The sequence below is a fragment of the Salinivirga sp. genome, from assembly GCF_035268865.1.
Lineage (GTDB): Bacteria > Bacteroidota > Bacteroidia > Bacteroidales > Salinivirgaceae > Salinivirga.
In genome coordinates, this window is record NZ_DATFKB010000201.1 from 1 (window position 1) to 15,183 (window position 15,183).

7 protein-coding genes and 1 tRNA gene are annotated in these 15,183 nt (G+C 37.6%); 2 read left to right on the forward strand and 6 right to left on the reverse strand.

Features of this window, described 5'->3' with window-relative positions:
• Positions 1-416 precede the first annotated feature (416 nt).
• Positions 417-1,070 carry an endonuclease III gene (gene nth, locus VJ937_RS12000; RefSeq protein ID WP_324067419.1) on the forward strand — a complete coding sequence of 218 codons (654 nt, stop codon included), beginning with the start codon at positions 417-419 and terminating at the stop codon, positions 1,068-1,070.
• A gap of 55 nt (positions 1,071-1,125) precedes the next feature.
• Positions 1,126-1,199: transfer RNA gene (locus VJ937_RS12005), tRNA-Arg, on the forward strand.
• A gap of 59 nt (positions 1,200-1,258) precedes the next feature.
• Here VJ937_RS12005 and VJ937_RS12010 read toward each other — a convergent pair.
• The 6 genes from VJ937_RS12010 to VJ937_RS12035 form a co-directional block, all read right to left on the reverse strand.
• A complete protein-coding gene (locus tag VJ937_RS12010; RefSeq protein ID WP_324067421.1) occupies positions 1,259-2,704 on the reverse strand; it encodes a S41 family peptidase in 1,446 nt (481 codons plus the stop codon).
• Between the two features lie 411 nt (positions 2,705-3,115).
• Positions 3,116-4,675: a T9SS type A sorting domain-containing protein gene (locus VJ937_RS12015; protein WP_324067423.1), complete on the reverse strand. Its 1,560-nt coding sequence runs from the start codon at positions 4,673-4,675 to the stop codon at positions 3,116-3,118.
• Positions 4,676-5,382: 707 nt separating this feature from the next.
• On the reverse strand, positions 5,383-8,469 hold the full coding sequence (locus VJ937_RS12020; protein WP_324067424.1) for a PAS domain S-box protein: 3,087 nt from the start codon (positions 8,467-8,469) through the stop codon (positions 5,383-5,385).
• A gap of 336 nt (positions 8,470-8,805) precedes the next feature.
• A complete protein-coding gene (locus VJ937_RS12025; protein ID WP_324067425.1) occupies positions 8,806-12,618 on the reverse strand; it encodes a PAS domain S-box protein in 3,813 nt (1,270 codons plus the stop codon).
• Positions 12,619-12,724: 106 nt separating this feature from the next.
• Positions 12,725-14,056, reverse strand: coding sequence for a YihY/virulence factor BrkB family protein (locus tag VJ937_RS12030; protein ID WP_324067427.1), 1,332 nt, complete (start codon positions 14,054-14,056; stop codon positions 12,725-12,727).
• Positions 14,057-14,254: 198 nt separating this feature from the next.
• Positions 14,255-15,183, reverse strand: a 929-nt coding sequence (locus VJ937_RS12035) for a HAMP domain-containing sensor histidine kinase (RefSeq protein ID WP_324067429.1), incomplete at its 5' end; no start/stop codon positions are given.

Sequence of the window (15,183 nt, forward strand, 5' to 3'; positions counted from 1 at the left end):
TGAGAATAAACTGAAGATAAAGAAGTTATAAGAATTAGAGTGATTAAAATTTTTACTCGGCTGATGATCATAATAACGGATTTTGCTTGCAAATTTGGCAAAAATTATGCGAAGTTGAAGTTCCTAACGATGGAAACAGAATTTTGTTCGAATTAGGACAGGAGGTTACAGGTTCCGAAAAACACAAATTTTCAATTTGTTTATTTTTCCGGGATGCTCGAAAAATTATAAAAATCATAGATCTTATATTTTTTGGCATTTCAGGTTTGGGGCTAGATGGATCCGCGGGATGGAGATCTTCTCCCATTCAGAGAGTTAGTGAGGAGTGCAGAGGTTTCAAAATTGAACGATAATGAATTTACCTGACCCTATGCTTCAAAATAAAAAGCACTATTTTAGCAAAAAAAAATAAAAAAATGCGTAAAGAAGAACGATTCAAAAAAGTGATTAATTATTTTCTGGAAGCTATGCCGGTGGCCGAAACAGAGCTACATCACCGAAACCCCTACGAGTTGCTTGTATCGGTAATTTTATCGGCGCAGTGTACCGATAAGCGTGTAAACCAAATTACGCCGCCCCTTTTTGCCACCTACCCTACTGCTGAAGCTTTGGCCGGGGCTGAGATACCTGAAATTTTCGAATACATTAAATCCTGTTCTTATCCCAATAACAAGGCAAAGCATCTGAGTGGCATGGCGCGCATGCTGGTAGAAGAGTTCGACAAAGAAGTACCTCCCGACACAAAAGAGCTCCAGAAACTACCGGGTGTGGGCCGAAAAACAGCCAATGTAATTGCCTCGGTTATTTACAACCAGCCGGCCATGGCTGTAGATACGCATGTTTTCCGTGTTGCAGCACGCATTGGATTAACGCACAACGCAAAAACACCGCTTGAAACCGAAAAACAACTGATCAAACACATTCCCGAAAAACTCATTCCGCGCGCCCATCACTGGCTCATTTTGCACGGAAGGTACGTGTGCCTGGCGCGCAAGCCCCAGTGCACGAAATGTGGATTAAAAGATTTTTGCAAATATTATGAAAAAGAAACAGCAAAGAAAAAAGCATAAAATATATGGGAAAAGATGAAAAAATTTCATACTTTTGCCATCCGAAAAACAAGGAGGTCCCGTAGCTCAACTGGATAGAGCAACAGCCTTCTAAGCTGTAGGTTCCAGGTTCGAGTCCTGGCGGGATCACAAAAGCTGATTTGAGAGCGAGTATTGAACGTAAGTTTGGTACTCGCTTTTTTTTGTGATCAATTCTGCTCCAGATAGCGCTGCACAAAATACACCCAGCTGTCCAGCCGATCAAACAATTGTTTCTTAGGTTCCAAAGGAATAATGATATCTGGCGCAATGCCAATATTGTCAATGGGATTTTCAGGCAATCTCCCGGAACGGGTAGCTGGAAGCCAGAGATTGTATTTTCCGGAAGGCAATTCGTGTGGTGTGATGTTTGAATAATCAAGTATCCCGGCAGAATTTTCATTACCAAAAATGGTAACTTTATCGCTATGTTGTGCCGTCAATAAAAACTGTTCGGCTGCCGAGGCATTTTGTCCATGCATAATAATTCCAACTTCACGTGGATAAGGATAAACGGTATCCCGCTTTACAACCCTGTCTCCTTCTTGGTGCGGATGTACGATAAATTCCCCTACATTTTCTTTCATGGCCTTTAGCAGAGCTTTTGATGCTTCCATTCCACCCTCTTTTATTCTACCCTCGGCTATAGCCTCTTCCCAGTCGGCGATTATCCCCTCTGTAGCAAGCCACTCTACACCTTTACTTTCATAAGGCTGTGTATAGATCAGATCTGCCAAAATACTGTAATAATTATCCTGTCCCCCTCCGTTACCTCTGATATCGATAATGAGGTTTGGCCGCGCCATAATTTCATCCCAATGCTTTGTTACAAGTTCTTTGGCCATATCACTGCTAAAAGTTACGATGCGCAAATAAAAGGTACTATCGCTCAAATAAGTGGCTTTAGGAAAAATATTAAGACCATTGGGATGTTTGGGCATATAAGAAGCCAGAAAAGCAAAATCTCTGACCCTGTCATTGGATTGGCGAACGAAACGGGTTTGATTATGCAATTCCAGCACTTTATTGTTGAGATACATTGATGCCTTGCCATCTGTTGGCTGGAAGTTCCTATATGGTGGATATACAGTGGACTCAAACTGGTTGCCTCCGGATGGCTTCAGTTCAAACATCACCTGAGTTGAATCGTAATTGCGAAAATTTAAAGCTGATGCGACATAAGAACCATCGTCCTGCTTTTCAAGGGCAAATGTTCCACGAAAACCAAACCATATATCTTCCAGTGAGTCAGCAGATGATTTAATCTTTATTAAATCAGGCTTATAAAATTTACGTTTGATCTCCGGTTTATCCTTTTGTGATTTTTTATTGTGCCGGTTCACAGAAATGCGCAAATGCCTGTCCCTGAAAAAGGCCGCATATTGATTTAAATAGTAATAACATGAATCCGGGTATTCATTGAGTTTTTGGCGTAAATGCATTTCAAGCTCTCTGAGTTCATCAATATTCTCTTCATTCACTTTGTCGCGATAACCGGGATAATCATTGGTAATGCGTTTCACCACATAATTAAAATCTTCAAGGCATAAATTTGATTGCGTAAAGGCATTGGAGGCAAAGATTGCCAGTAATAAAATCAGGAATACATTTCTCATGACTTTTTCTTTTTCTGGGGTTTTCACAAATCTAAACGACTAAGCTACTATTTATTATTTTATAACAAAGGCAAAAATAGCAAATAGTAGCTCACAAAAAAGCATTCATAAATTTTCGTGTCATAACCAGGCAAGCCACAAAACAACCCACGGCGACCTCTTTTGATGAAATCTTTGGTGGGTTAGCAGCTCAAAATGATGACAAGGCCATAAGATTCATTATATCATTGGTGGGATGTGAAGGGGATGGGGGAAGGCTACCATTCCATCACTGATTTTCTTTGTAGATAATTGTTCGAGATCGCTTTGTCGCTCTCACCTTCGTTTCTACTCCGGCGAGCAAGCTGCTCCGCGCGATGAACTCTGTTTAATCTGTTTTCTATCTGCTATCTTCAGCTTTGCGCAGCGCTTCTAATTAATAATTATTTTATCGCTGTAACTTGATTTTTCTCCAACAACATTTACAATGTAAATTCCATTTGATGGCAAGAAAGCATTTAAAGAGGCTCCCGTAAAGTTGCTATTTAAAACCAGCTGCCCACTGATATTGAATATCTGTAGCTTGTAATTTTCAACTACATCCATAGAAATATTAACCTTTCGGTTTCCTTTAGATATTATTGTCATTGAATTGTGGTTCCCATTGGCTGCCAATAAATCATCTGTACCGGTTGTTGTTATTGAAATATCCTTTTCGGCAAATAGAATAAGCTCGTCATTTTGATCATAAACTTCAAAACCAATGGTGTAATTTCCATTACCAATGTAATCCATAATAAACTCATCAGTATTTCCTAAAGCACTAGCGTATATCGTGTTATCAATAACAGGGTAGTTGTTTTCACCAGTCAAATACATATTCACACGGTAATCCAAATTGGGATTAAATGCCAGTAATTCATAGTAAAGGGATTTGTTATCCTGATTCCACCCGACATTGACGGCAAGTTGATTGTTAATTTTGGTAATACCGGCCAGGTTAACTGTAGGGCAATAAGCCTCATTCCAACTTATTTCTTCCAACGAAGAGAGGATGGCGTCTGTAAAAAATGCATCTGAAACCCCTGCCCACAGTTCGATATAATTGTCTTTTCCTCCATTACTAAAATCATATAAATCATTATCCACATTGTATTTGCCCCACGTCCAGAATTTCATCCCCGGCGTTTCAATGTTTTCAGAAATTCTAAAAATTCCTTCCTCATTATCATGATTAATAACGCCCCAATAATTATCGACTAAATTATTTGCATATGCTATCCCCATATCATCCCACTCGCTTAAATAATTAATATTTGTGAAATCATACAAACTGCCATAATTGCCAATCCAATTTCCCGGACTCCATGCTGCTTCATAGTTTTCGATGGGTACAACCATTTCAGAATTCAATGGTGAGCCTGTATTTCCAATATTAGAACCCGGAGTAAGTGTGGTACATGTCCAATATTCATAGTTCACATCATTTTCTGTATTGTTTTTTAAACTCACGTTGAAATCCCACAGGGACGAACCCATATAAACTCCAACTTCTATACGACAAGTAATGTTGGTTATGCCATTATTGAATTGGCCCGGTGTATTATCAAACATAGTGGTATCAGTATATTCCATACTAATAATTACAGAATCACCCGTATTTTCCTCCACATTAAAATTCCATGGTAATAACCAGGTTTTACCGTGTTCCGGTTCCGGAAAAGTGGGGAATATACCTCCATAAACCATTAACCAGTCATAATAAAAATTACCGTCATTCATGCCATATGGCGAACCACATTCACTTTGATACAGGTACTCATGATTTGTTGGTTTATACACAAAAGAAATAATCCTTGCTCCATATTCCGGAACCACGACCAACCGTATTAACTCATTCTCAATCACTTTCCCACTGAATTGAACTTGTTGAATGTCATTATCATTCGTAGAATACGTATTCACACTATAATCATCATTTAGCTCAAACATATGATGTTGCCAACTAATAATTGTATCACGGAGTTGAACCTGTGAATGTAAAACTATTGGCAATAAGAAAAAAGTCACGAGAGAGCGTCTAAAAAATCCTTTTGATTGTATCATAAACCTTAAGTAGTGAATTGCATTATTTGCGACATTTATACTAAATAAGCATAAAGATGTTAATATAAACCTTTCAGATCAAGCTGCAATAAATGATATGGTTTTTTTCTATAAAAAAGTAAAAAAATCAAGGCCACAGAAACGATTACGGCAGTGAGACCTCCAATGACCAAAATTATTCCGTATAATCTTTTTCGCTCGAATTTTGGTGCATTTGCTAAATTTTTCCACGGTGATCGGAAAGGAAAAATTAATGAAATTGGCCTCATTTTGTACAAATCTTTATTTTATTTCACGCAACGAACGCCACGGAAAGCCCCACAAACGCATCGCCTATCAATAAGTCTCCAACTCTTCTCCCCGCGCCCTAAGCCCTAAAGAGCACAAACGCACAAGGTTTCGGGAAAAACTCAACTAATCAACTCAATTCACGCAATATCTTCTTCGGTTTTCTGTGTAAAAGCTTGCACGAGATCGCCACGTCGCATCGCTCCTCGCGAAGACGTTTCCAGATAGAGATTCTGCATTCGTTGCGTTCGTTGCGAGCATCGTTGCGTGAAACCATCGTTTTTTTAACTTCAGAGTAAGTTTTTTTACCTTTCTAACAAAGTAAAGTAAAATACTGTTCCTTTTTCTATGCTACTTTCAAACCAGATTTCACCGCCATGCAACGCTACAAATTCTTTGCATAAAATTAAGCCTAATCCGGTACCTTTTTCGTAATTTGTTCCCAGTGTTGAATATCCCCCTTCAATTTTGAAAAGATTGTTCTGTTTTTCAGGTTTTATTCCTATACCATTATCTTCCACCATAATTTCAATTGCTTTTTTATGCTTTTTTGCTGCAATTCTTATTTCCCCATTTTCTTTCGAATATTTAACGGCATTGGAAACAAGGTTGCGAAGCGTTGTTTGAATCATTATTGGATCTGCCTCAATTTCAATATCTGCGGGTATTTCAACTTTTGCATCAATATGTTTTTCCTTAATATTGGCCTCCATAATATTTACTACATCGCAGGCAAGGTCTGCCAGAAAAACTTTTCGCGGCTTTATTTTCAATTTGCCTTTTTGTAATTGTGACCACTGCAGAAGGTTATCTAAAAGACTCACACTATGCTGCGTAGTCTCATAAATCAGTCGGATGTATTTTTCCGCTTTTTGGCGTTCATCTTTTTTTATTCTTTTCAAGGCAAGCTGAGAAGCCCCAAGAATAGCACTGAACGGGTTTTTAAGGTCGTGTGAAATAATACTGAAAAATTTGTCTTTGGTGGCGTTGAGCTCGCGTAATCTGGCTTCATTTTCTCTCAGGGCTTTCTCGGCTTTTTTCTTGGCTGTAACGTCGTGAATGATTGAAATAAGTAGCTGGGCAGTTGAAAATTGGACTTTCCCGCTATAAACTTCGACATCTCTAATTTCTCCATTTGCCAGTTTGTGTGTAAACTCGAAAAAAAATCTTTTTTCTTTTTTAGCATGAAGCATTTCCTGCTGAATTTCTTCCTTAGAGAGCATGTTTATATCCATGATTGTCAGTTGCTTCATCTCATCACCTGTATATCCGTAATATGCACGGGCAGATTTATTGGCATCCTTTATTTTGCCTGATTCCGGATCGATAAGCAGCATCACGGATTTATTATCGTAAAAAATTGAGCGGTAGCGGGCTTCGCTTTCCTTCAGGGCTTGTTCGGCTTTTTTTCGTTCAGATATGTCTCTAAAGATGCCATATACATATTGTTTACCTGCAAGTGTTATGATATTTGGGCTGATTTCAACAGGTATTAATTCTTTGTTCTTATTAATTACGGTCAATTCTTTGTATGATATTTTTCTTCTGCAATAAAGGTTATGTTTGAATGATTCTCTCACATCTTTTTTAATCGATTCGGGATGCAACTGGCTTTGATGCATGCCAATAATCTCATTTTTTGAAAACCCAAGCAATTTTTCAGCGCGGCTATTGGCTTCGACAATTTCCCCTGTCGCTGCATCAGCCAAAAATATTGCATCATTGGCATTTTCAAACAGGGCTTTAAACTTTGCTTCGCTTTCTTTAATTTGCTCCAGGTTTCGTGAATTAGCCAGTGCAATGGAAATTAATTCTGCAAATGATCCGGCAATACGTGCATCATAATCTGTAAAGTCGGTTTCTTTATTGCCCAATCCCAAAAGCCCGATGGTATTATCTCTACTTTTCAAAGGGGCTAACATCACATTTTTTAATGGGATGTGACCCTCGGGCATATGTTTAGAATGCGGACTTTCTGAATACCGATTGTCGTAATTTGTTTCTCCTGTTTGATATACAACCTTCCGGAGTCCATGTATGGGCATGGGCAGGTTTGGATTTACATTGCAGGACTCATTCCCAGGCTCCAGATATATAACATCGTTTTCTATTCCATTTTCATTTAGCAGGGCTACAAAACCGGATTGGGCACCTGTAATTTCACGGCAATAATCGAATACTTTTTGGGCTGTGGTTAAGAAGTCTTTGCTCTCAAGCACAATACGTGTACCCCTTAGTAATTTAACAATTTCATTGTTCCTTGCCTTTATTGCCTTTTGAGTTTCTATGTAATTAGTAACATCGCGATAAGCTCCTAATGAACCTGCATATTCTCCCTTTTCATTTCGTAATATGCGAATATTGCTTAATGTCCACACCGTTGAACCGTCTTTTCTTTTAACTAAGAACTCGTAATTTTGAACTTTATCACCTTTTTTTTCTACTTCTTTAATGAATTCTTCTCTTGAGTCGGGGTTTATATAGATCGAGGCCATGGGCTTGCCAATTAATTCATCCGGGTACTGGTATCCGCAAATTTCGGCTGCTGCCTGGTTCGCTTCTGTTATTTTGCCGTCTTGACCGGTTTTTAATATGCCTTCATTCAGTGTACTGAACAATTTTGCATAGTTTTTTTCTTTTTCCGTTTGTTCGATAAAATGAGACAAACGTTCTCCAACTATGCGTAGTAGTGTGTACTCTTCTTCCAGAAAAGGATTTTTCCAGGTGGTTGGGTTTTCACGGTAAACTATTTGTATTTGGCCTTGTAATGCTTTGTTTACAATGATTTCTGTTTTATGTTTCCACTGGGTTTCAGTATATTGAGCGGTTTGATATTGGTCATCGTTGTAGGTGATTTTTACTTCTGTAATTTCCGGAAATTGCCAACTGTTTTTAAGCACTGCGGGTATTTCTGTAAGTAAATCTGCTACAGAATTTTGTGTTTCAATAAGCTGGCTAAGTTGCTGTAGGCAATTTAGTTCTTTTACCCTTTCCTGCAATTGGTGTTCACGCTCCTTTTGCCGGGTTATATCATGGGCGTTGACTATTATTCCCTCTATTTCCGAATGATTTAGGAAGTTTTGACCGTTGGCCTCCAGCCATATCCAATGTCCTTCCGCGTGTAAATATCTGAATTGAACAGATTCTATACCTTCCGACTCACTGGCAACCTTTTGAATTTTTTTAGCCACAATCTGTTGGTCATCAGGATGAACGAAGTCAAGTGCTGCATGTTGATTCCGTCCCCCGCTTTTGTAACCAAGGATACGCTCAGTAGCATTGCTTTCAAAAAGTATGGTGCCATCCTCATCCAGTAAAGTGATGATATCGAACGAATTTTTTATTAGGAATTGAAATATCTCCGGGTTTTTATGGATTGCTTTATCAGCCATTTTAGTATTTAATTTACCAATATTTTTTCTTTACCCACGTTATTTTTCTCGCTGATTTTCGCAGAAGTTTCTTTGCGTGACTCTGCGAGAACTCTTTTTATTTTTAATTTTCAATAGTTATCTGTCCCCCAAAAGGTGCGATGGGACATCAATTATTGAGCACTAATTAGGCTTTCTCTTTTGGCGAAACAAACTGTGAGTGTTAAAATATACTCGTCATGGATGTTTCATTCTGCTTAATTTTTGTACAAATCAAAGACACATATTTCAACAAGATTAATGATTGTAGCACAAAATGATACAGTAAAATCACCTGTTTTTTTTAACTTACTCCTGTTACAAAAATTTCCGCAATAAAAGGCTTAGGTCTTCCCGCAATATGGGCTTGGAGATAAAATCATCGCATCCTGCATTTTTGGCCATTTCGATATCGTTTTCAGAGGAAGATGCTGTTTGGGCAATAACCGGCAGTTCAGGCAGGAAATTTTTAATTTTTTTTGTTGCTTCAATCCCGTCAATGCCCGGCATTTTCAGGTCCATCAATATCAAATCAATTGATTTATTTTTCTGGCATAAGTCAATAGCTTCCTGCCCATTTTTTACCTGAATAACTTCAAAATTACCTCTAATCTCGTCCTCCAAAAGCGCCTCCAAATATATAGAATTGCTTTTGTCATCTTCTGCAATCAGTATGGTATAATGCCCTCTATTGTTGTTTGTGGGAGTTATTACAGTTGCACTGCAGTCATTTTTGTCAATACCTTCAATGCGTGTATAAGGAAGCGTTACATAAAAAGCAGAACCCTGTCCCTTTTGAGAATTTAAGGTGATTTCTCCACCAAGAAGGATTGTGTTTTCTTTAGCAATGAAGAGGCCAATGCCCAACCCACCCTTTTCGTTGGCTATAGCGGTGTTTTCATGTGAGAATCGTTCAAAAATTAAATCTTTATTCTGAGGGTCAACACCAATACCTGTATCTTTTACATATAATTCTAATTTATCAGACTTCCGTTGATAGCCGATCTCAATAAACCCTGCATGCGTAAATTTGATGGCGTTCTCAATCAAATTTGAGAGAATTTTTATGAGTTTCGGCTTATCTGAAATAATGGTGCTTTCTCCATCTGAAAGGCTTTTTACCAGTGTAAAGGTCACTTCTGGCTGCACCTGTTTTTTAAATGTTGTATAAAGATGTTCTAATAATAAATTAAGGCAAAAGTTTTCAGGGAATACCTTCACCTGACTTGTTTCCAACCTTGAAATCTCAAGTATGCCATCAATTATTTTTAAAAGTTGTTTGCTATTTTGTTGAATTATACGTGTGTAGTACTCTTTTTTTTCGGGCCGCATGTTTGGCCTTTTGAGCATTTGCGCAAAGCCCATAATGCCATTCATGGGGGTACGCACTTCATGCGACATATTATTGATAAATTCACTTTTCAGGCGGCTACTTTCTTCTGCTTTTTCCAGGGCAGTTTTTAACTTATTTTCATATTTTTTGCGTTCAGTTGTTTCTTCTACAATTCCTTCAAGTATTTCATTGCCATTTTCATCGGTAACTTTGCGCAAATATAAGTTGGCATTGAATAGTTCTCCATTTTTTCTTTTATACACATTATCGTATTTGTCAATATTTATTTTTGAAGTGCTCTCAACGATTGATTTTCGTTTTGAGCCTTTTACATAAATTTGTCTTGAAATATCATAAATATTTTCAATTACTTCTTGTGAAGTTTTATATCCAAGCATATTGGCAAGTTTGGGATTAACTTCAATGAATTTTCCCTCCAACGTGGAGCGAAAAATTCCAATGGGTGCTCCTTCGAAAATGGTTTTGTACTTCAGTTCACTGATTTCTGAAAGCTTTTTGGCTTTTATAAGTTCTTTTTCCGCCTTACTTCGTTTGGTGATATCGTGTATTATAGAAAACAAAATTTGCTTTCCTTCCTGCTTAATAGGTGTAGAATGCACTTCTACGGTCCTCACTTCCCCACTGGAAAGCTTATGAGGAAAAACAAAATAGTTACTGTTCATTTTAGAAGCCTTAATACGTTCTTTTCTTATTTGATTTGGATTTAATTGATTAATATCCGAGATATACATTGAGCGTAATGTTGGTAAATCATAACCATAAAATTCAATGGCCGATCTGTTTGCATTTATAATTTCACCTGTTTTTGGTTCAATCAAAAGCATTATGGCGCTATGGTACTCAAACATATTCCTGAATCTTTTTTCGCTTTGTACAGCGTTTTGTTTTGCCTGCTTACTTTCTGTAATATCCAGGAAGGAACCTACCAGGGTTCTGGGTTGCTTGTTGTTGTCGTAAATAATTTCTCCTTGCGAACGCACCCAACGCACTTCGCCTGATGGCCGTACAATGCGTTTTTCAATGTTGTAAGGATTTCCGGATGCAATGGCTTTTTCAACTGCTTTGGCGGCTCGTTCCTGGTCTTTCGGATGAATACTATTAAATCCTTTTTCTGCCGTAGGAGCAAAGCTTTGTGGCTCAAATCCACAAATGCGGAAAAACTCATCTGACCAGATAGCCTTAGCGGTTTTGATGTCCATTTCCCAACTTCCGAGATGAGCTATTTGCTCGGCTTTTTTATAGCGTGTTTCGCTTTCTTTCAGGGCATGTTCAGCCTTTTTGTTGTCTGTAATGTCTCGTGAAATTACAACGGTACGTTTCTGTTTTTTCGTTACTTCATATACTGCACCTTTCGATTCTATAATGCGGTATGAACCATTTTTGTGCCTGAAACGCCAAATATCAATTCTTTGCTTTTCTTTGTTTTTTAGCGTTTCGTATTTCTTAAGACTTTCATGCAAATCATCCGGATGTATCAAATCAATAGCCTTTTGTCCTATTAATTCCTCTGCTTTGTAGCCTAAAATGTGTTCGTATTGTTTATTTAGATATGTGAACCGGCCTTCTTCATCAATTTCACAAACCAAATCGTTCATGTTTTCGACAAGCAAACGATAGTTATGCTTTGATTTTGTCAGTGCTTCCTCTGCATTTCTCCTGGCATCAATGTTCCTGTTATTGACAATTATTATGTTTCCATGAGAACTGATGTCTTTAATGACTTGTGTAACACTTTCATTCCAAAAATAATAGCCTTTTTTATGTTTTATCCGGTACGTGGTTGTGTAATTCGTGATATTTTCCTCCCGGTAATGTTCAATTTCTGCCAAAAGCTTCACTTTATCTTCCGGATGAACAATATCGAAAACATCCATATTATCAAACTCATCGGGATTGTATCCGCTATGGTTTACTGTAGATGGACTAATGTAGATAGGTTTCATGTTTTCATCGTACATAGCGATAGCATCGGAAGAATACTTGTTCAATAAGTCATAACTAATATTAAGCCTATTCAACTGGCTTTTTCCTAAAACATAATCTTCACTGGTATTCTTTATTTTATTCTCTTTTTCTTTTAACAAGGTAATATCGCGCATAACCGCAACAAAATGGCTTAACCCTCCATTTTTATTATATATTGGCGTAGTTTTTATTGAATAATGTTTTCCAAGCAACTCATTATAAAATTCAGAATAACCAGTTTTTTCATCCTTAAGATTCTCCAGAAGCAGGCAATAGCTTTCTGCCATATCTAAATGATGAAAAAAATTATAACATTTTTGTCCTATTACTTCATGCTTCTGTTTTTTCAAAAACGCCAAACCATATTGATTGATATCAATTACATTATATTCTTTGTCAATAACTATCACCACATCATCGACAGCATTCATTGCATGCTGCCAGTTTTGATTGATGCAGTACTCGCTTGTTTTATCGCGATCAGTGAAAATAATACCGTCAAATTCATTTTTTTCGTTGTAATGGGGATAATAATCCATTTGCAAACAGTGTTCTCCGCCATTTTTCTCTATATCAGCCAGGGAATCACAAGTAATTTGTTCACCTTTCAAACATGCATCGAAACAGGGTTTTACTTTTTTAAGGAAGTGCTCCTTACCTAAAAAAGCACTAACCGTTTTACCTACTATATCGCCGGGTTCGCAGTTGTAATAATTACTGTATGCCCGGTTAACAAACACATATTTGTAATTAAGGTCGACAAATGAAGTAGGTGTTTTGATAGCATTAAGTATATCTGTTTGATAATTCATGCAAACTGGTTATAATTGGTTAGATAAGTAGAATTGCTCGTACAATTTAACTATTTTAAAAATACGAAAGATGAGTAAAACTACCCGGAGTGTTAACTCTGAGTTTTTACTTTGCAATATCTTTAATGAGCTGTGAGCCCTTGGTGCCCTTTATTGTTTCCTCGAAACTTTCCAGCATTTTTTCAATTTTTTCTTTTTCGCCAGATTTGGCCGCCAGTATTTTATCAACCCCATGGTGGTCCAAAATATTGAGCACATAACTAATGCTCAGTTTATTTATATCAAGGGCTGGTTGATAAGCATTCACCTTATCCTGCTTTGTATTGACTTCCGAAAGAATACCTGCTTCGGCAAGGACGAATATTATATCACGCACAAGGCGAATTGGAATTTCAAGTTGCTGGCTCACTTCCTTAGCTGTGAGGGGAGGTTCTCCTTTGGCAAATTGTTTTACAAGCAAATGTGCAACCATCAGGGTCAATGCCCGGTGGCTAAATGAGCTAATATTGCGAATATCCGGATCATGCTCGTATTTTTCCACATTTTGAACAGCAAATGAGATCTCGGCACCGAAAAGTACAATGATCCAACTAACCTGAAGCCACATAAGAAACAATGGCAGTGCTGCAAAGCTACCATATATAGCATTATACTTTGATACGCCTATTTGAAAATAAATGTATGCCCATTGGACAAAAACAAACATTGTACCTGCAACAATTCCTGCAGCAAAAGCTGACTTAAAAGTAACATTGGTATTGGGCATAACCATATAAATAATGGTGAGCACAAACCAAAAAAGCACATAAGGAATAAGCTTAACCAGAAAAAAAATCAACGGGCTAATATACCCCAGAAGCTCTACTTCCTGGGTTATTTGTGTAATTTGAGTGGTAATAAATACATTCGAACTGGTAGACAGAATAAGTAAGATGGGTGCAATAAGCATCATTGTAAGATAATCGCTGAACTTGCGAAACCAAACCCTGGGTTTATGGATTTGCCATATCGCATTAAACGAACTCTCTATATTTCCAAAAACTTTCATTACAGTCCAAAGAAGAATAACAATACCTATTCCGGCAATTAAACCTCCTTTGGTGTTTTCCAAAAACCGGTTGGCAAAAGTTATAATCCATTCCAACACCTCCTGACGTTCCGAAAAATTCTTTTTTAATTGCTCTTCCAACATTTCATGAAACCCAAAACCTTTTGCAATACCAAATCCCATAGCCACCACCGGCACGACAGATAACATAGAATAAAAAGTAAGCGCTGATGCCCGGAGTGGTACTTTATCCTCCTTAAACCCTCTGAAGGCAATTAGAATAACCCTTGCGGGCATAATAAGCAGGCGCATAAATTTAGGTAAACCTTCAGGTGTTAAGCGCCAGACGTCTTCGCGAATAAACTGAAGTATGATTCTAAATATTCTCATATTGCACAATTTGGTCAGCACATAAAATTAAAAAAATATTATAAGCAATGTGATACATTGCATAAAAACTATCAGGAGCGAGCTGGTATTTAAATAATAACCAACTTTTAGTTCTGTGCGAAAAAGAGAAAACATTCAACCTGATTTTTTTCATAAGAGCGTTCATCTCTTAGACAGCAAGCCTATTATTTAAAAACATCAGCAACCCTTATTGTCAGCTTTATTGGGAATTGAAAACCAGAAAGTCGAACCTTTCCCAGGTTCACTTGTCGCACCAATTTCACCACCATGTTTGTCGACAAACTCCTTACATAAAATCAGACCCAGCCCGGTTCCCTTCTCATCGTTTGTTCCAGCAGTCGAAATATTTTCGCCGGCCTTAAATAATTTTGATATAACAGCATCATCCATACCAACTCCACTGTCTTTCACATAAACGAAATAACAATTTTCAAAACACTCACTGAAGATTTGAATAAAACCACCATTGGCAGTATACTTCAAAGCATTGGTAATCAAGTTGCGCAGAATTGTACGTAACATATCCAAATCTCCATAAATTATCAGATTATTATTTATGCTATTTTCAGTGCGCAATTGTTTTTGATGTGCCACATTTTCCAGCAACATTAACGATTCATCTACCAGCTCTTTTAGATTGATGTATTTAGGGTTAAATTGAATAGTACCTGACTGCGACCTTGACCAGGTCAGCAAATTATCGAGCAAATTGGTTCCCTGAATGGCTGTATTGTGCAAAATTTTTAAAAAAACAGACAGATTTTGAATATCGCCCTCTTCAATATGATCGATCAGCAGTTCGCTAATACCTACGAGTGAATTAAAAGGATTTCGCAGATCATGCGCAATGATGCTAAAAAACTTATCCTTTGTTTCATTGGCCTTTCTAAGTTGCTCTTCCCGCTCTTTTATAACCTTTTCGTTTTCTAACCGTTCCGAAATATCTTGCGCCATTGCTATCAGAACGGGGCGGTTCTTGAGTACCGTAGCAGTAATAAATATCTCTACAGGATAAGTCTTACCCTCCTTTTTCCGATGATATGTTGTGATATGCTGTCTGCTTCCAAAGTCAAGTTCTTTCCATATATGCTGCTGGTCATTTCGAG

Bases quoted from the DNA above. Each gene is read 5' to 3' on its own strand.
- nth (WP_324067419.1), top strand. From the start codon at position 417: ATGCGTAAAGAAGAACGATTCAAAAAAGTGATTAATTATTTTCTGGAA.
- VJ937_RS12010 (WP_324067421.1), bottom strand. From the start codon at position 2,704: ATGAGAAATGTATTCCTGATTTTATTACTGGCAATCTTTGCCTCCAAT.
- VJ937_RS12015 (WP_324067423.1), bottom strand. From the start codon at position 4,675: ATGTTTGAGCTAAATGATGATTATAGTGTGAATACGTATTCTACGAAT.
- VJ937_RS12020 (WP_324067424.1), bottom strand. From the start codon at position 8,469: ATGGCTGATAAAGCAATCCATAAAAACCCGGAGATATTTCAATTCCTA.
- VJ937_RS12025 (WP_324067425.1), bottom strand. From the start codon at position 12,618: ATGAATTATCAAACAGATATACTTAATGCTATCAAAACACCTACTTCA.
- VJ937_RS12030 (WP_324067427.1), bottom strand. From the start codon at position 14,056: ATGAGAATATTTAGAATCATACTTCAGTTTATTCGCGAAGACGTCTGG.